The following is a 17655-nucleotide window of genomic DNA, read 5'->3' on the forward strand; positions in this document are numbered from 1 at the left end:
GTCAGGTCAGAACAGCCCTCCGAGACCGCCGAAGAAGTCGTCCAGGCCGCTCTGGTCGAAGTAACGGATGACACGGAACGTGCTGTCGGCGACCGTGCCGGTCTTCGTCTCGGGCGGTTCCAGCGACTCCGGCTTGTAGTCCTGTCTCATGCCCTGGCCCGAGCCCGAGGGCCGGGTCAGGTTCGGTGGCGGTGGCCCGTCCGGGTACATCTTCCCGTTGCGGAACACCGTGACGGACTGCGTCGGCTGTGACACGCCGTTGTTGCCGTACACCTGCCCGGGGCGCGCGGCGGGCGAGCGGGTCACCTTGGGTGGTGACTGCCGTTGGGCCGCCCGGTGGCTGGTCGGCCGGTGGGCAGGGCGCGGACGGTTGGCTCCCCTGGTCGTCGTCGCCCTCCGCACGCGCCCGCCGGTGGCCTGCCGCACGTGCCTCGAGGTCCGCCTCGCGGTCTTCTTGGCCTGGCGTGCGGCCTTGGCGGCTCTGCGCTTGCGCGCCGCTTCGGCGGCCTTCTTGCGCGCCTGCTCCGCCTTCTTCTTGGCCTCCGCCGCCTTCTTCCTCCTGGCGAGCTCCTTCGCCTTCTTCTTGGCCTCCTCCCGGGCCTTCTTCTTGGCTGCGGCGATGGCCCTCTTCCTGGCCTCCTCCCGGGCCTTCCGCTTGGCCGCGGCGATGGCGCGCTGCCTGGCGAGCCGGATGGCGGCCCGCCTGGCCGCCTGCTGGGCGAGCTTCCTGGCCAGCGCCCGCGCCGCGATCCTGGCCACCACGGCGGCGACGATCCACACCCACTGCCCGTCGGCGTCGCTCATGGTGACGGGGCTGTTGTTGGCGTAGGCGTAGGCGTTGAGCTGCTGCGGGTCCTCCTCGTCGATGACGGGGTCGACGGACAGGAACCGCCCGTTCCTGGGGTCGTACTCGCGGGCGCCGAGCTGGACCAGCCCGATCGAGTGGTCCTGGACGCCGCCGACGAACCCGCGCTGGCCCGGCCACCACGGCGGCGGGGAGCCGCGATCCTCGCCGAACGGCGTCGTCCTGCGGAGGGCGACGTCGCCGTTGCCGGCGTTGACGGCGGCCTGCGCCGTGCCCTGGTGGTCGGAGGCCAGGAAGTAGACCTGGTTGTCGGGCGTGCGCACCGCCACCGGCTCGCCGTTGATGGTGTAGTAGCGGGTGCACTCGACGACGTCCTTGGCGTTGTCGAGCCGCAGCTCCATGTCGTCGACGTAGAGCGTCGAGTCCGTCGGCGTCTTGCGCAGCAGCCGCTCGCCGTCGGCGTCGTAGACGAACGACGTGGTCTTGCCCGCTTCGGTCACCGACTCGAGGTTGCCCTCGGAGTCCCAGACCAGGCTCTGGTCGGCGGTTCCGACCGTGCGCCTGGTGGTGTTGCCCGCTTCGTCGTAGCCGAACGTGTCCGTCCCCACGGACTGGACGGCGTGCGGCTGCTTCTCGCCGGGCTTGGGGTAGACGGAGGAGCGGACCGACTCGGCCCGGCCGCCGAACGCGTGCTGGGTCTCCTTGATCCGGTTGCCCGTGAGGTCGTAGGCGTAGCTGGTCGCGTACGGCGCCACGCCGCCGATCTTGTCGGACTGCGGGGAGCCGCCGGCGCAGTCGTCGGTAGCCGTCCACGCCGAGGTCAGGCGGCGCAGATGGTCGTAGGTGAAGCACTGGGTGTCCCTCGACTGGCCGCCCGCCATGTCGGTGATCTTGGTGATGTTGCCGACGGGGTCGTAGGTGTAGTTCAGATCCAGGTCGCTCGCCGGGGCGGACTCGCGGTCCAGCCGCGTCCGGGTCAGCCGCTGGGTGGTCTCGTCGTGGGTGAAGGTGAGCCAGCTCTTCTTGCCGCCCGTGCTCAGCTCGTACTGCAGGGTCTCGCCGAGCTTGGAGTACCGGGCGGCCGTGACGTACGACGACAGCCCGCTGACCTTGGTCGGCTGGCTCAGCTCGTCGTAGGTGTAGACGACCGACTCGTCGGCCAGCCCGCCCGCGGCCGGGAAGCTGACCGACTGGACCTGGTCGTCGAGGGTGTAGCGGGTGTTGAGCACGTACGACCCGGCCAGCTTGCCTTCACGCGCCGGGACGGTGACGGTCTCCCGCAGGGCGCGGTAGTCGATGTCGATCGCGTTGATCTCGGCCTTGTACGCCTGGCCGCCGACGTAGCGGATGCTGGCGTTCTGGTGCCCCTTGGCCAGCCCGTCGTACCTCCACTCCGCGAGCAGCGGGCCGTCCTTGGAGCCCTCGTGCGTCTCCACCTTGCGGCCCAGCGCGTCGTAGACGTACGCGAGGGTCTTGCCGCGCGCGTCGGTGGAGGTCAGCATCTCGTCGGCGTCGTTGTAGGTGAACGTGGTGACGCCCTTGTCGGGGTCCTCGGTCCTGATCTCCCGGCCGCGCAGGTCGTAGGCGTGCCGCCACACGTTGCCGGCGGGGTCGGTCACGCTGGCCAGCCTGCCCGCGGTGTCGTAGGTGTACCTGGTCGAGTCGTACTCGCCGGTCGGCGTGGCGCCCTTGTACTGGCGCAGCTCGATGAGCCGGTCCTCGGCGTCGCCGATGCGGGTGACGGCGGTGCCGCCCGGGGGAGGCGTGATGTGCGCCCGGTCGCCCTGCTGCTGGACCGAGGCCCGCCACTTCTCCGCGCCCTTGGCCCGCAGGATCTGCGCGTTCACCTCGCCGGCCCCGTCGTAGACGTAGCCGAGCTGGCTGGGCACGTCCGCGTCGGCCACCCCGAGCAGGTCGGTGGACGGCTCGCCGGGGCTGAAGTAGCCGCTGTTGCTCTTGGCCACCTCGCCGAACGAGTTGTAGAAGGTGTCGGTGATCGTGCGCCCGTCGCGCAGCGCGGGGTCCTGGGTCTGGTCGTCGCGCGGCGCGGGCTCCTGGGTCTGCCGCTCGCGCAGCAGGCCGTCGTAGAGCTCGTGGCTGGTGGCGTAGCCGCCGTCGCCCCGCAGCGTCTTGGTGGTGACGACGTTCGGGCCGTCGGTGCGCGTCAGGTAGGAGTACTCGGTGTTGGGCGACTGGCCCGCCGCCTTGCTCCGGTCGCCCTGCCACACCTTGACGACCCGGCCGAGCGCGTCGTACTCCGTGTCGGTGCGGCGGTTGTTGGCGTCGATCTCGGCCACCGGCTCGCCCCACGCCGGTTCGAGGAGGGTGCGTTCCTCGTGCCCGAGGGCGTTGGTCTCCTTGACCTCGGTCGCCGGGGCGCCGGAGGCCGGCGTGTAGGTGGTGGTGACCTTGGTGCCGACGGCGTCGGTCTCGCTGACGGTGCGCCCGTAGGCGTCGTACGTCAGGGTGGAGTCGGTGACGGTCGTGCCGTCGCCGGACACGACCTCCTGGATCGTGGTGACGTCGCCCTTGACCGGCCCCTGGCCGAACGGGCCGTTGTCGTACTGCACCCGCTCGTCGGAGATCACGTCATCGGCGGCCAGCTTGGCCACGGCGGTGCCGCACCCCGCGGCGACCTTCTGGATCCTGCTGGTGTAGTCGAGCATCCAGGCCGTGCTGTTGCGGGCGTAGGTGTAGCGCGTGCACTGGTCGTCGTCGGCGGTCGCCAGGTCGCCCTGCTCGTCCACCTGGGTGACCAGGCCGTGCTCGTCGTAGGAGCGGGTCTCTCCGGTGCGCCGCCACTTGCCGCCCTCCAGGGCCGTGCGGGTGACCGTCGACTTGTCCTCAACGATGTACGCGGTCTTGGTGACGCCGACCTGGGTGGACTCGGCGGTCTTCAGCGACCACGGCTCCTCTGCCGTGGCGGCCAGGATCGCCCCGCCGTCGCCGTCGTACAGGATCTCCTCCCGTTCGACGCCGGCCAGCTGGTCGAGGTCGTCGAGCTTGCCGCCCTCGGAGTCCACGACCTGCGCGCTGCGCTTGGAGCCGTCGGCCAGGCGGTCTCCGTCCATGCCGCGGAAGTACCTGAACTCGGTGAGCGTCCGCTTGCTGTCCTGCCCGTCGCCCTGCCGGACGCGCACCCTGCCGAACCCGCGCCAGTCGGCCCAGGTGCGGTGCTCGGGCTTCACCAGGATGTTGTCGGCGTAATGCCAGGCGGCTCCGTCGAGGTACTCGTAGTCGGTGACCACCCACGGCGACCCGGCGACCCGGTCCACCTCGACGGTCTGCTTCACGACGTACTTGTGGAACCAGTCGTTGACCTCGGCCTCGTTCGGAGGCGCCCAGCGCTGCGGGAAGCAGAGCCGGGTGTTGCGGTCGGCGGCCGGCACGTCTCCCGGCTTGCAGTCGGCGGGGGCGTAGTTGACCCGCAGCTCCCCGCCGGTCTCGTTGCCGACCGTCTGGACCCGCCACTTGACCAGCGGCGGGCGGCCCTCGTTCGCGTCCACCCTGTTGGGCAGCTGCACGCCGGTGAAGGTGATCTTCGGCAGCGTGATGGTGCCGCCCACGTGGCCGCTCTGCTGGAGGGACGCCAGCCAGAGCGCGGGGCTGAGCCCGTCACCCGACGCGGGGAAGGACTGTGTCAGCGTCCAGGAGTCGACCGCGCAGTAGGGCTGGCCCGAGCACTTGGCGGTGTCGGTGTTCAGCACCTGCGTGGTGACCTTCGCCAGCCGCTTGCGGGTGAAGAACGTCGGCGCCAGCCGGTCGGTGCACCTCTCTCCGGAGCCGCAGACCTGGTCGAAGGGGACGTCCGGCCAGTGGCTCGCCGTCTCCTTCTTCAGCTGGTCGGGGGCGCAGGTGACCGTTCCGCCGGGCACGCATCGCTCGGCCACGTCGAAGACCACGCGGGCCGCCGGGGACCTGGTGAACAGCTCGCCCTGGAGGTAGCCGTAGTCGATCCGGGTCAGGTAGCCGCCGCGCATGTACTCGGTGCCCAGCTCGGGCTTCATGGTGCGGCCGTAGAAGTTCTTCTCGACCTCGTACCAGTAGGTGATGGCGTTGCCGTGCGTGTCGACCGCCAGGTCGAGGTTCCACCGGTACGCCTGACGGCACCAGGCCGCCGCCTTGTCGCTGTTGTAGCAGGGCTCGCCGCTGTTGTTGCCGAACACCGGCGTCGTCCACGTGGACTTCGTCTCCGGCTTGCCCGACACCCAGCCGGGCAGGCGGTTGAGCCCGAAACTGTACTGGGTGCCGTCGGCGGTCGTGACCCGCCAGTACTCCCCGTCGTTGTCGCCGTTGACGGCCCCCTTCAGGTACTCGACCCGGGTCCCGTCATCGTGCTTGGGCCGCCACTGCTTGGTCGTGGCGTCCTTGACCAGCTCCACGGCCGAGTTGCCCAGGGCCAGCGTCGCGTTCTCCTGATCCCAGCACAGGTCACCGGTCTTCTTCCCGTCCAGCATGCAGGACTTGTACCGGCGCTCGATGTAGCCGCCGGGGTTCAGCTCGAACCCCTCGCCCACCCAGGAGGCCTGGTTGTTGGTGGAGGCGGTGCGGCCGTCCACGCTCTGCGAGGAGTAGGCGATCGACATCTCGGGCTCGTCGCCGCCCAGCGCGGGCGGCGCCCGCAGCTCGTAGCTCCAGCTGAAGTCGCCCGACTGGGCGCCGACGCTCCAGTCGGCCGAGGGCGCCAGCGACGTGGCCGCATGGTCGCCCGACGGGCCGGACGCGGCGGCGGTCACCGCGTACAGCGCGGGCAGGTCGACGTCGGCGGTCAGCGTGCCCGCCTTCGTGTCGTTGTCGCCGGGCACCGGCTCCGGTTGTGGGCAGGCCGCCCCGGACGCGGCGGCGGTCAGGGCGCACTCGTCCAGCCGCACCATCCGCAGCCTGGCGCCGTAGTCGCCGCCGAAGGCGTAGCGGAACGCGGAGTAGTCGATCTCCAGGCGGGTCTTGCCGGACTTGGCCGCTATGCCCTGCCCCGGCGACACCCGCATCGCCAGGCCGAGCAGGCCGGTCGGCGCAGTGTCGAGCAGTTCGACGCGGACCCGCTCGGGTGTGGCCGCCTTGGCCGCCGCCTTCTGCTCGGCGAGCCGCACCGGGAAGCCGGCGGCCAGGGAGTGCGTCTTGCCGGTCGCGTCCAGCTCGACGGCCTGCGGTTTCGGCCAGGTGACGCCGGGCGGCGCCGTCCACGCCTGCTTCTCCGCCGGGTCGGCCGACTTGGGCAGCACCGGCACCGGCCGCCCGCGAACCGGGGCCTCGTTGCGCACCGCCGGGGCGGAGCGTGCCGCCGCGCTCGCGGGCATCGCGTACGCCAGCGGCGCGACCATGACGACGGCCAGCATGGCCGCCAGCCGCCGAGGCCACGACGACGGGCGTGCTGGTAGCTGAAAACGATTCCAGTAGGTTTCCGGCAGGTCTAACTCACTCGGTACATCCATTGATCTCACCCAATCTGTGGGACGAGTCGGGACTACTGGGCGGCTAGTTGGGCGATCTGTTCGGCGCTGAGCACGCCGTCATAGGTGCGGACGTCGTCGACGGTCCCCGGCCAGTAGCAGGTGAAGGCTCCGGCGGTCTTGGTACGGCCCAGTTGCAGCGGGCCGAGGGCGTTCCAGGCGCTCACGTGGTTGGCGACGGTGCCGGCGGACAGCCGCCCGTTGACGTAGATGCGCAGCTCACCCTGCAGGGGGTCGTACACCCCGGCCACATGGGTCCACTCCATCGGCGCAGGGACGGAGTCGGAGCGCGTGCGCACCAGCGCGGCCGTGTCGGTGTCGGCCGCGGCCATGCCCAGCGCCCACCGCCCCTGCTCCTTGTCGTAACCCAGCTGGAAGCCGCTGGCCCTGGTGCCGGACTGGGAGACGACGGCGGTGTCGCGGGTGGGCAGGTAGTCGAGCTGCGTCCAGGCGGCGACGGTGAACCCGGCCGTGGTGTTGACGGCGGGCGTGGGGGCCTGCGCGTGGCCGCTGACGCCGTCGAGCGCGAGCGCGCCGTCCAGCCAGCCCGCGGTCCAGGTGGCGCCGCCGGCCAGCGTCGCGGCCGAGGCCCGGCCCGAGGAGTCGGCGGCGGCGGTTCCGGTGTCCTCGTCCAGTTTCCAGTGCCCGACGAGCGTCGCCGCGCTGTTCACCAGGTCGGCCACCTCGTCGGCGAACATCGCCCGGCCGTACACGCGCACCTCGTCGAGGTCGCCCGGCCAGAAGTCGGCCGCCGCCCCGCCGGCCTTCGACCGGCCGATCGCCAGGGACCCGGTCGCGTCCCACGGCTGGGTGAACGGGACCGTCGACTCCAGGCGGCCGTTGACGTACAGCGACAGCTCTCCGGCGGCCGCGTCGTACACGCCGGCGAGATGGGTCCACTCGCCGAGCCTCGGCGCGGTCACCGACAGCGCGCGCACGACCGGCGCTCCGTCGGCGTCCGCGGTTGCACGGCTCAGCGCCCAGCGGTTCTCGGCTTTGGCGTACTGCAAGGAGAAGCCCGCGGTGCGCCCGCCGTCCTGGCTGACCGCCGCCGCGGTGGCGTTCGCGCTGGTAAGGCGCGCCCAGGCGGCGACGGCGAAGTTGCGCTGGGTGGACACGACGGGGCCGGTGGTCTGCGCGTGGCCGCCGGCGCCGTCGAGCCGCAGACCCAGGCCGGTCCGGCCGGTGGTCCAGGTGGCCTGGCCGGTCAGGGTGGCCTGGTGGGCGCCCGCGCGGTCGGCGGCCACGGTGCCCTGCCCGTCGTCGAGCGTCCAGTGCCCGTCAGGGCCGGTGCCCCCGTTGACGTTGAAGAGGTAGGTGCGGATCGGGCCCTGCTGGCCCGCGTGGTCCTTGCTGCGCACCGACAGCACGTTCGGGCCGTCGTGGCGCGGGGTGAGCTGGATCGTCGCCGAGCCGTCCTGACCGGCGGCGACCTCCGACTTCGGCGCGGTGTCCAGCCCGTAGACGTAACCGGCGACGTCGGAGACGCCGTTGGGCGTGAAGGCGAACGAGCCGGACCGGCCGACGCCGTCGCTCCAGCCGCCCTCGGGGTACTGGGACGAGGTCACCCCCGGCTCCCTGCCGGGCGCCGAGGCGTCGACGGTCGCCTCGCACCAGGGGCTCCACGCGCTGGTGGTCTTGCCGTCCTCCGCGCGGACCCGCCAGCGGATCATCGCGCCGTCCGCGTAGGCGCCCTGTGGGACGAGCGTGTAGAAGGCGCTGCCCGTCCCCTGCAGCGCGGTGACGTTCTCGCCCACCTTCGTGCCGGCGGCGTTCCACCACTCGAACCGGCCCATGACCGAGTTGTCGGCGTCACGCAGCTTCGCCCACAGCTTCGGCGTGGAGCCGCCGATGACCGGCCGCCCGTCGCCGGAGACACAGCCGCCTCCCGGGTCCGACCAGAGGTCGGCGGCCGTGGGGACGTCAGGGTAGGAGTTGTACTCGATCACCAGGCTCGGGTTGTTCTTGAACTTCTTCCAGCCGTAGACGTCCGTCTCGCTCGTGGCCCTGAGCCCGATGGTCATCGTGGGCCACTTCTTCGCGGCGGCGTCCACGGCCTGGCTGGTCACGTTGAACTCCACGCCGCCGGGCAGGCAGGCCGAACCCCAGCCCTTGGCCACGTTCACCGTGTCGAGGAGCCTGTCCCACTTCGGCTGGTTGTTCCAGGTGGTGCTCTTGCTGATCGTGTTGGTCGCCCAGGCTTCGACCTTCCGCGCGCTGCACGAGTACGACCACGTCTCGTACGTCCGCAGCGTCGCCTTGATGATCTGCTTGCCGTGGATGGCCGTGCCGGTGTTCATCTGGAAGAACGACCGGTTGGTCTGCCCGGAGACGTGTCCGGCCCTGGCGACGTCGTTGGCGTTCAGGAAGTTGGAGTTGGGATTGTTGCTCCAGACGGACGTCCACGCGCCGCGGGCGGCCGAGAAGAACGGGTCGAGGTAGACGGGGAATCTGGTGGCCGGGTCCTCGATCATGCCCCGGTGCGGCCTGAGCACCATCGTCCTGCCGCTGAGCTCGACGCCCATCACCTCGTGGCGGGCGTCCGCGGGCGAGCCCTCCCCGGCGGCCATCGTGCGCTCGGCCGAGGTCCCCGAGGAGTCCCACATCATCGGCGGCGAGGCCGTGAAGATCGTCCCGCCGTTCCCGTCGACCGCTTCGAGGTTGCCGCCCTTGTCGGACTTCATCGACAGTCCGCTGGTCGAGAGCGGGTAGCTCAGCTCGGCCAGCGCCTTGTTCCCGGCCGCCGCCCGCGACTTGACCACGAGCAGATGGGAGAAACCGTCGACGTCCGCCCGCACCTGGAGGTCCACGCCCGGCAGCACCTCGGGGTAGGTCGCGGTGTCGCCGTTCAGCATCGGCTTCGGCAGCGCGCCCTGCCACCCCAGTTCCAGTGCCTTGCCGCCGCGGGTCATCCGGGCGAGCGGCGCGCTCCCGCCGCCGGAGAAGCGCAGCCCGACCGCCGTCGCGACGGGGGTGATCGAGCCGTCGGGCTGGAGCCGGAGCGTCGCGTCCGCGGCCACCCATCGGCCCGCCTGACGTACCCGCACCGGCCGCGCGTACTGCTCCAGGACGAAGGTGCCGTCCGGCTGGGCGAAGACCTGGCGCGTCTCGGTGCGCATCGCGTCCACCTCGACCGGCTGCCGCGTCCTGCGGGCGGCGGCGAGAGCGGACTCCTGTGCGGGATCCGCGCTCCGCCGCTGCTCGGCGGCGCTCGTGGTCTGTTGTCGGGTGGTGGCGACGGCGTCCGGAGGGGCGAGAGGCGCTGCCGCGACCGCGCCTGCCACCATGACCACGACCAGCCCACGAGCTCCGTGCATCCGCCCTCGCCGTTGTGCAGCTGGGGACGCCGTGCGGGCCAGTGCTCGCCCGGCGCCTCCACGATCTTCAATTGACGAACGGATTGTCACCCACGTATCTCGACCCGTCCAGATCTGTTGGCATATTTCGTCAGAATTCCATTCTGTCTGGAGAAAACCTCCAGAAACGCGCGCTCAGCCGGTGCTCACGCGCCGGGGGAGCGGGAGCTGTCGCGGGCGTGCAGCTCGGTCTGGAGGACCACGCGCGTCGCGGGCCGCGCCGGGTTGTCGATGCGGTCGGACAGCAGCTGCGCCGCCGCCCGGCCCAGCTCGTAGGTGGGCTGGCTGACCGTGCTCAGCGAGAGCCGGGACAGTCGGGCCCAGGGGATGTCGTCGAAGCCGATGACGCCGACCCGCGCCGGAACCTCGACCCCGCGCTCGGCCAGGCACTCCACCGCCCCGACCGTCATCAGGTTGTTGGCGACGAACACCGCGTCGAAGTCCACGCCCTCGTCGAGCAGCGCGGCCATCGCCGAGTAGCCGCCGTCCTCCCGGAAGTCCGCGTGCCGTACCAGGGTCCTGTCCTGCGGGAGGCCGTGGGTTCTGAGCGCCCGCTGGTAGCCGCGCAGCCGCCGCATCGCGGTGGACAGGCGGCGCGGCCCGGTGATGCAGGCGACCCGGCTGTACCCGGACTCGATCAGGTGCGCCGTCGCCTGCTCGGCCCCCTTCTCGTTGTCGACCAGGACGGCGTCGACCAGGACGGAGTCGACCTGGTCGTGCGACAGCTCGCGGTCGATGGTCACCACGGCGGTGCCGGCGGCGACGAGCGCGCCGATGTCGGTGGTGTCGTCGGCCGGTGAGATGATCACGCCCGCCATGTTGTCGGCCAGCGCGACCGCGATGTACTCGGCCTCCCTGGCCGGGTTCTCGTCGGTGTTGCACAGCACGACCGAGTAGCCGTACTGCCGGCCGACGTCCTCGACGCCGCGTACCAGCGAGGTGAAGAAGGGGTTGCCGATGTCGGAGATGAGGACGGCCCACAGCGTGGTCTGCCTGCGCCTGAGGTTGCGGGCGACGCGGTTGGGCCGGTATCCCAGCTCGCGGACGGCGGCGTGGACACGCGCGGCCAGCTCGGGGTTGACCGTGGCGCGTCCGTTGAGCACGCGGGAGACCGTCGCGGCGGAGACTCCCGCGTGCCGTGCGACATCCTGAATCTTGAGCAACCTCATCCCATCCCGATGGCAGGTGTGGTCTCGGGGAAGTGATCCACGGACAGTCTAACCTTGTGGGAAATCGATTGCTCCTGGTGTCCTACCGGTACGGCAGCCGCTCCTCGACGGGCGCGAGCCCGAACGGGCGGTGGGGGAGCGTCTGGTACCAGTACGCGACCGACGAGTAGTCGTCGGACCGCTTGTTGGCGTGGCCGTGCTCGATGGTGACCCGGATGGACTCGTCGAAGGTGATCGGGTCCTCGACGTGGAAGCGGTAGAGCGAGATCTCGCCGCTCCAGTTGTCGCCGCCCGGCATCGTGATGCCGTGGTAGGGCGCGTGGTAGCTCTGCGTGGGGCACCAGGCGGTGTTGAAATAGTCCTCCGTGCCGGTGCCGTGCAGCGACGGCGGGAACGGCTCGCCGTCGATGAAGATCATGTCATCGCCCTCGCCGTACCAGTTCCAGTCGCTGGTCTCGCGCAGGTTCCGGATGTTGAGCACGCATCCGACGTAGTGCCCCCTGCCCTCGGCGTCCAGGATCACGTAGTTGCCGCCGCCGGTGTCGTTGACGCCCTCCACCTGGAACGCGCGGTTGCTCTCCGACCCCTGCTCGACGCCGTCGGTGGGACGCTGGCACCGCCACTGGGCGTGGAAGTAGCCCAGCCCCTCCTCGGCCGAGTCGAACAGCTCGTAGTCGACGTAGTAGTAGAAGTAGACCGGCTCCACCGACAACTCGCTGATCAGCTCGACCCTGGCCCGGCTCGCGAACGGCATGTGGAACCACGAGTTGAACGCCTTGCCGTCCTGCGGGCTCATCTGCAGCGGCGCCGAGACGAAGTTCAGCGTCTTGGCGTGCCCGATCCCGAAGAAGTCGCCGAGCGGCACCAGCACGCTGGGGTGCTCCTGGTCGTCCCAGGTGATCTTCAGCACCAGGCGGCGCAGGTAGTCGAGGTCCTGCGCGTCGGGCACGTCCCGCTGCGGCAGCGCGACCGTGCACCAGATGTGGTTGATCGAACCCGGGCCCTCGATGTCGGCGAGAGTCACGGTCGTACCGGGCTGGACGGTCAGCCGGTCCTCGTTCCCGCCGCTGCGGTCCCAGCTGGAGGCGCGGCGCCTCTTGCTGGTGCGCAGCCGGGGCAGGTCGCGAAGGCTGCTGCCGTGGTTCCCGTAGGTCATGCGGTGAATCCTCACTTCAGTCCGGAGGTCTTGATCGCCTCGACCAGCCTGCGCTGGCCGATCACGAAAGCGATCACGGTGGGCACGGCCGCGATGACGGTCGCGGCCAGGACGTAGTTCCACGCCGAGCCGTACTGGCCCTGGAGGGCGGCGATCCCGACCTGCACCATGCGCAGCCCGGGGTCGCGGGTGGCGGTGAGCGGCCACAGGAAGGCGTTCCAGTTGGCCAGGAAGAACAGCACGGCGAGCGAGGCCAGCACCGGACGGCTGAGCGGCAGGATCACCTGCCACCAGCGGCGGAAGTAGCCGCATCCGTCGAGGTCGGCGGCCTCCTCCAGCTCGCGCGGGACGGACAGGTAGTACTGGCGGAGCAGGAAGATGCCGAACGCGTGGAAGATCGCCGGCAGGATCAGGCCCGCGTAGGTGTCGAGCAGGCCCAGCTGCCTGGCGACCAGGAACAGCGGTACCAGGATCACCGGGAGGGAGACGAGCAGCGTCGACACGATCGCCGAGAAGACGATCCGCCTCCCGGGGAAGCGCAGCCTGGCCAGCGCGTACGCGGCCATCGAGTGCAGCACGAGGGCCACCACCGTGACCGTGACCGAGACCAGCGCGCTGTTGAGCATGTACGTGCCGATCGGCACCTCGGTCAGCACGTAGCGGAGGTTGTCGAGGGTCAGGCTGGTCGGCAGGGCCGCCTCGAAGATCTCCCCCTTCGGCTTCAGCACCGTCACCAGCAGCCAGAGCAGCGGCGCCACGGTGATCGCCGCCAGCACGTACCCGACGGCCGCGCGGACGGCCGTGAACCTACCCGACATCGAACCGCCCTCCCCTGGTGGCGCCGAACATGATCCCGGTGGCGACGACCAGGAAGGCCACGACCGCGGTCGTCAGCGCGGCGGCGTAGCCGTAGTTGTTGTACGCGAAAGCCTGCTGGTAGATGTAGAAGACCACGGTGGACGTGCTGTTGACCGGGCCGCCCTTGGTCAGCACGTAGACCAGGTCGAAGGCCTGCAGCCCGGTCACCGCTCCCACGGTCGAGTTGACCAGCACGAAGAAGCTGGTGGGGCGGAGCAGCGGCCAGACGATGTGCCGGAACCGCTGCCACGAGTTCGCCCCGTCAACCTGCGCCGCCTCCTCGTACTCGCGGGGGATGTCCTTCAGGCCGCCCAGCAGGATCAGCATCTGGTAGCCCATCAGGAACCAGATGCTGATCGCCACCAGCGCCCCGAGCGCCAGCCCCGGGCTGCCGAGGAACGACACGTCGCCCAGGCCCAGCGGCCGCAGCAGGGCGGGCACCGCGCCCTGCTTGTCGACCAGCAGGAACTGCCACACCACGCCCACCACGACCAGGCTGATGACGTGCGGCAGGAAGAACAGGGTGCGCACCAGCCCGACCCCGGGGAAGTGGTCGCGGACCAGCAGCGCCAGCCCGAGACTGACCACGAACCCGAGCGGCACGAAGGTCACCATGTACGTCGCGGTGACCTTGACGCTCTGCCAGAGCTGGGCGTCCTCGGCCATGAGCCGGAAGTTGTCCAGCCCGACGTAGGTGTAGCCGCCGAACCCGTCCACGCTGAACAGCGACACCCCGATGGCCAGCGCCATGGGCAGCCCCACGAAGACGAGCAGGCCGAGCAGGTCGGGCGCCACGAAGGCGTACGCCGCCAGGGCCTCCCGTCTGCGGCGGTTCCACACCGGGGGCGGCGCTGCCGCCGGTTGCCGCGTCTCCCTGCCGGGAGCCGCCTTCTCGACCACTGCGGCCATGCGCTCCTGCCTTTCCTGTCTGGTCGACGGCACTTGGTTCGAAGGGTCACAGCATGGGGGCGCCCTTGTAGCCCTTGAGGAAGAGGTCGATCTTCGCCGCGGCGTCCGCCGCCGCCTTCGCCGGATCGACCCCGCCGAGCTGGGCGGCCTGGATGGCGTCGGAGACCGCCTTGTACACCTCCGGGCTGTAGCGCGGCTCGGCCCGCCCGCCCGGCACGACCTTGTCGAGGAAGACCTTGAGCGCGGGCTTGTCGAAGGCCCCGGCCGCCTTGGCGGCCTCCTGAACCGACTTGCGAGCCGGGAGATTGGTCTTGACGACGGTGTTCCACTGGCGTCCGCGCTCGACGCCCGCCGCGTCGGTCGCGCCGAGGGCCCAGGCGATGAACGTCGCCGCCGCGTCGGGGTTGCCGCCCTTGGCGTTGGCGACGAACGCCCAGCCGCCCATGTCGGTGGTGTAGGTGCCGCCCTCGGGCACGGGCAGCGGGAAGACGCCGTACTTGAAGTCCTTGGCGTCCTGCTCGATCTGGGAGACCGACCAGATCCCGCTCTGCTGCATGGCGACGTAGCCGGCGCCCAGGTTGGCGGGGACGTTTCCGGCGCCGTCGCCCTGCGGCTTGCGCGGGGCGACCTTGCTGGTGATGGCGTCCTGCCAGAGCTTCAGCGCGCTGTGGATCGCGGGCGCGTTGAAGCCGGGCCCGCCGTTCTCCGGCACGGCCGAGCCGCCGCCCATCCACATGAACGGGTACCAGGTGAAGTTCTGGTAGTAGCCGGGCGTGGTCTCGAACAGCACGCCGAAGCGGTCCTTGGTGGTCAGCTTGGCGGCCACGTCGAGGAACTGGTCCCAGGTCTTGGGCAGGTCGGCCTCCGACAGGCCCGCCTTCTCGAAGGCGTCGACGCTGTAGTACATGGCGAGCGGCTCGCGCTCCATGGGCAGGCCGTAGACCTTGCCGTCGACCTTGCGGGTGTCGAGGACGCCGCCGTCGAAGTCGGCGATCATGTCGGGCTTGAGGTGCGGGGTGAGGTCCGTCAGCACGCCGCCGCTGTGGTACCTGAGGAAGTCGCCGGGGCTGAGCAGGAAGATGTCGGGGCCCTGGCCCGCGGAGAACGCGGTCTGCAACGCGGTGCCGGCGAGGTATTCCGAGACGGGCAGGTAGTGGAGCTTGATCTTGACGTCGTTGTTGGCGTTCCAGGCGGCGACCAGGTCGGTGAACCACTTGCTCTGCTGGTCGGCCTGCGGGTTGGGGCCGTAGAAGTTCCAGAAGGTCAGCTCTTTGGCGCTGCCGCCGCCGGAGCCGCCGCCACAGGCCGACAGCAGGGGTGCGGCCACGGCTGCACCGATCAGGGCAGAGCCGCCACGCAGCAACGATCGGCGGGACACCCTCTCGAAGGTTGACATACCTCGGTCCTTCCGGTGTTGAGGGGCTCCGAAAGTGAGCAATCGATTTCTCAGAGAATGTAGAAGTCCGGTGGGAGCTGGTCAAGAACTGCGTGTTACGGGTGCATAACCTCTGGGCTCGAGGAGCGGTGAGGTGGCCGTTCGGTCGCCTGGCATTCCAGCTCGGCGTGACTGGGCGGCCGTTCTCGAATCGCATGGCGCCGACCGCTCCGCTGTCGGGAGAGCGCGACCGCGAATGGAAATCGATTACCAGTCAACTGCACCGCTGAACTGGCCGCGGACGCGAACCTGGAATTCGCCGCCGAGGTGCTGTGCGGCACTCTGTACTACCGCAGCCTGCTGTCACCCCGCCCCATCGACGCATCGGCACTCCCTAACCTAGAGACCCGGCAAACCTGAAGGGGACGGGAACAGCAATGCGGGCACCGATCGATCTGACCGACACCGACTGGGCCGACGCCGACCACGCCTACGGCGACGGCGCGGATACCTTCAAGTGGCTCCGCGACGCCTGCGGTGACGTCCCCGAACGCGCGGACCGCGCCATCGGCGTCCTCCACAACTGCCTGGTCCACCAGGGAAGTGTCTACGCGGGATCAGCCAAGGCGTACCCGGTTCTCGTGGAGCTCCTGCTTGACCCCGCAGCACAGCAGCGGGCGACCCTCGCCGACCTCCTGCTCCAGATCACCATCGGGACCGCGGAGACCGAGCGCATACACCATGAGGTCCGCGCGGCGCACTCGCAGGCGACGCCCCGCCTGCTTCCCCTCCTGACCGACCCGGTCCGCGAAGTACGGCACCGCATCGCCTACTTGACCGGGATGCGCACCGGCCACGAGGACCTCGCCGTGCCCGCACTGCGCGAGCGCGCCCTCTCCGAGCCGGACCCGCTCGTCGCGGCGATCATGACCGGCGCCGTCGCCCGGCTCGCCCCCGAAGACTGCGCCGCATGGCTGTCCGACGCCCTGTCCCCCGCCCACTCCGCCGCCGTACGCGCCGCCGCAGCCTGGGGAATCGCCCAGGCCGGGCTGCCGTGGAGCCACGAAGCGACCACCGCCGTCACTGAGGCATGGGCACACGGGGACGTGCTCAACGGCGACATCATCGAAGGCGAGGAATGGCGCTGGTCGGACAACCCGCTGGCCGAGACCCTCGTCGTCATGGCGGACCCGGCCCGCGCGGCTGAGATCTGCCTGCGGCTCACGCAGTCGGGAGACGAGGACACAGCGAATTGCGGCGCCTTCGCTGCCGTGGGCCTGCTGGAGGAACACCCCGACACACACCCGGCGTTCGCCCACGTGGTCGCGGCCATCCGCGCCCACCCTCACCCCAACGTCCGCTCGTACGCCGACGACCTTGACGCCCTGAGTGGTCGGGCCGACCGGCTTGGTGGTGGTCAGCTACAGCTTCCACCGGGCTGACCTGCCAGCGGAGGCGTCGACTCGCGGCGGGACCAGGCCGGCTTTCAGCTCGCCGGCACCGCCGACGGCAGTCCCGGCGGCGGTATCCGGTCTGCGGAGAATTATGCGGAACGGGCGGCCCAGGCAGCCAGGATCGCCGCCTCCTTGTCCGCCGCGATGCCGTGCGGTCGCCTGGAGCCGTACGTGCGCTGCTCCTCGGGGATGTCGCGCAGCCACGCCCACGTGTCGCGCACCGTCTCCGCCGCCGGACGCACCCGCAGCCCGGCCGCCTCCGCCTTGGCCGTCGGCACGCTCCAGAAGTTCTCCGTCACCTCCGACGGCGGCCCGCCCCATAGGGGCAGCTCGACGAACGGGTCCACGCCCTGGTCGACCAGGAACTGGCTGTCGGCCCAGACGAACTCCGCGTCCGAGCCGGTCGTCTCCTTGCACAGCTCCAGCCACTGGCCGTAGGTGATGTGCCCGGTGGGGCCGGTCAGCACGAACCGGTCGCGGGTGCCGCGTTCCGCGTGGTCCAGGGTGAAGACGGCGATGTCGCGGGCGTCGATGAACTGCATGGGGGAGCCGGGGTCGCCGGGGGCGAGCACCTGGCCGCCGTGCGAGATCCGGGTCAGCCACCAGGGCATCCGGGCGATGTCCTCGTACGGGCCCAGGATGATGCCGGGCTGGACGATCAGCACGTTCCCGTCGAAACCCTGCTCGACGGCGCGTTCACAGCCCGCCTTCAGCACGCCGTAGTCGCCGTCGTCGGGGCCGGCCTCGGGCGCGCACTCCCACAGCCCCGGCTGGTCACCGACGGGCTTGCTCGGGAAGCCGTCGATGGCCGAGACGGTGGAGACGAACGCGTACGTCTGCGCGCGCCCCGACAACAGCCTGACCGCCTCGCCCACGTTCACGGGGACGTAGCCGTTGACGTCCACGACGATGTCCCAGGAGCGCCCCGCGGCCAGCCGTTCGAGGTCCGCGGTCTGCTGGCGGTCGCCGTGGACCGGCTCGACACCCGGCACGTCCGGATGGCTCTGCCCTCTGTTGAAGGTCGTGACCTGGTGTCCGCGGGCAAGCGCCTCTTCAACGATGGCGCGGCCGAGGAACCCCGACCCGCCCAGTACCAGAATTCTCATAAGGGCCATTGTTCGCG

At 70.5% G+C, this 17655-nt stretch carries 9 protein-coding genes; 1 reads left to right on the forward strand and 8 read right to left on the reverse strand.

The window, feature by feature from the left end; genetic code table 11:
* Window positions 1–6: 6 nt before the first annotated feature.
* The 7 genes from ABT294_RS19625 to ABT294_RS19655 form a co-directional block, all read right to left on the reverse strand.
* A complete protein-coding gene (locus ABT294_RS19625; protein WP_350807402.1) occupies window positions 7–6141 on the reverse strand; it encodes an RHS repeat-associated core domain-containing protein in 6135 nt (2044 codons plus the stop codon).
* A gap of 128 nt (window positions 6142–6269) precedes the next feature.
* Window positions 6270–9572 carry a LamG-like jellyroll fold domain-containing protein gene (locus ABT294_RS19630; protein ID WP_350807404.1) on the reverse strand — a complete coding sequence of 1101 codons (3303 nt, stop codon included), beginning with the start codon at window positions 9570–9572 and terminating at the stop codon, window positions 6270–6272.
* Between the two features lie 185 nt (window positions 9573–9757).
* Window positions 9758–10780, reverse strand: coding sequence for a LacI family DNA-binding transcriptional regulator (locus ABT294_RS19635; RefSeq protein ID WP_350807405.1), 1023 nt, complete (start codon window positions 10778–10780; stop codon window positions 9758–9760).
* An 82-nt stretch (window positions 10781–10862) separates the two neighbouring features.
* Window positions 10863–11936, reverse strand: a complete 1074-nt coding sequence (locus ABT294_RS19640) for a glycoside hydrolase family 172 protein (RefSeq protein WP_350807407.1) — start codon at window positions 11934–11936, stop codon at window positions 10863–10865.
* A gap of 11 nt (window positions 11937–11947) precedes the next feature.
* Window positions 11948–12754, reverse strand: coding sequence for a carbohydrate ABC transporter permease (locus tag ABT294_RS19645; protein WP_350807409.1), 807 nt, complete (start codon window positions 12752–12754; stop codon window positions 11948–11950).
* Window positions 12744–13703: a carbohydrate ABC transporter permease gene (locus ABT294_RS19650; RefSeq protein ID WP_350807410.1), complete on the reverse strand. Its 960-nt coding sequence runs from the start codon at window positions 13701–13703 to the stop codon at window positions 12744–12746. Before ABT294_RS19650 ends, ABT294_RS19645 begins: the two co-directional genes overlap by 11 nt.
* Window positions 13704–13749: 46 nt before the next feature.
* Entirely contained in the window at window positions 13750–15099 is a 1350-nt protein-coding gene (locus ABT294_RS19655) for an ABC transporter substrate-binding protein (RefSeq protein ID WP_350807412.1), read from the reverse strand.
* A 416-nt stretch (window positions 15100–15515) separates the two neighbouring features.
* On the opposite strand from ABT294_RS19655, the gene ABT294_RS19660 reads away from it, so the two are divergent.
* Window positions 15516–16520 (forward strand): hypothetical protein, encoded by a 1005-nt coding sequence (locus tag ABT294_RS19660; RefSeq protein WP_350807414.1) that lies wholly within the window; start codon window positions 15516–15518, stop codon window positions 16518–16520.
* 101 nt (window positions 16521–16621) lie between these two features.
* Here ABT294_RS19660 and ABT294_RS19665 read toward each other — a convergent pair whose 3' ends face one another.
* On the reverse strand, window positions 16622–17638 hold the full coding sequence (locus ABT294_RS19665) for an NAD-dependent epimerase/dehydratase family protein (protein ID WP_350807416.1): 1017 nt from the start codon (window positions 17636–17638) through the stop codon (window positions 16622–16624).
* Window positions 17639–17655: the final 17 nt, after the last annotated feature.

Source organism: Nonomuraea sp. NPDC000554, from assembly GCF_040300065.1.
GTDB lineage: Bacteria > Actinomycetota > Actinomycetes > Streptosporangiales > Streptosporangiaceae > Nonomuraea.

What these genes read in the sequence shown, in the direction of transcription:
- ABT294_RS19645 (WP_350807409.1), bottom strand. Translation starts at nt 12,754, where the DNA reads ATGTCGGGTAGGTTCACGGCCGTCCGCGCGGCCGTCGGGTACGTGCTG.
- ABT294_RS19625 (WP_350807402.1), bottom strand. Translation starts at nt 6,141, where the DNA reads ATGCTGGCCGTCGTCATGGTCGCGCCGCTGGCGTACGCGATGCCCGCG.
- ABT294_RS19660 (WP_350807414.1), top strand. Translation starts at nt 15,516, where the DNA reads ATGCGGGCACCGATCGATCTGACCGACACCGACTGGGCCGACGCCGAC.
- ABT294_RS19655 (WP_350807412.1), bottom strand. Translation starts at nt 15,099, where the DNA reads ATGTCAACCTTCGAGAGGGTGTCCCGCCGATCGTTGCTGCGTGGCGGC.
- ABT294_RS19640 (WP_350807407.1), bottom strand. Translation starts at nt 11,936, where the DNA reads ATGACCTACGGGAACCACGGCAGCAGCCTTCGCGACCTGCCCCGGCTG.
- ABT294_RS19635 (WP_350807405.1), bottom strand. Translation starts at nt 10,780, where the DNA reads ATGAGGTTGCTCAAGATTCAGGATGTCGCACGGCACGCGGGAGTCTCC.
- ABT294_RS19650 (WP_350807410.1), bottom strand. Translation starts at nt 13,703, where the DNA reads ATGGCCGCAGTGGTCGAGAAGGCGGCTCCCGGCAGGGAGACGCGGCAA.
- ABT294_RS19665 (WP_350807416.1), bottom strand. Translation starts at nt 17,638, where the DNA reads ATGAGAATTCTGGTACTGGGCGGGTCGGGGTTCCTCGGCCGCGCCATC.
- ABT294_RS19630 (WP_350807404.1), bottom strand. Translation starts at nt 9,572, where the DNA reads ATGCACGGAGCTCGTGGGCTGGTCGTGGTCATGGTGGCAGGCGCGGTC.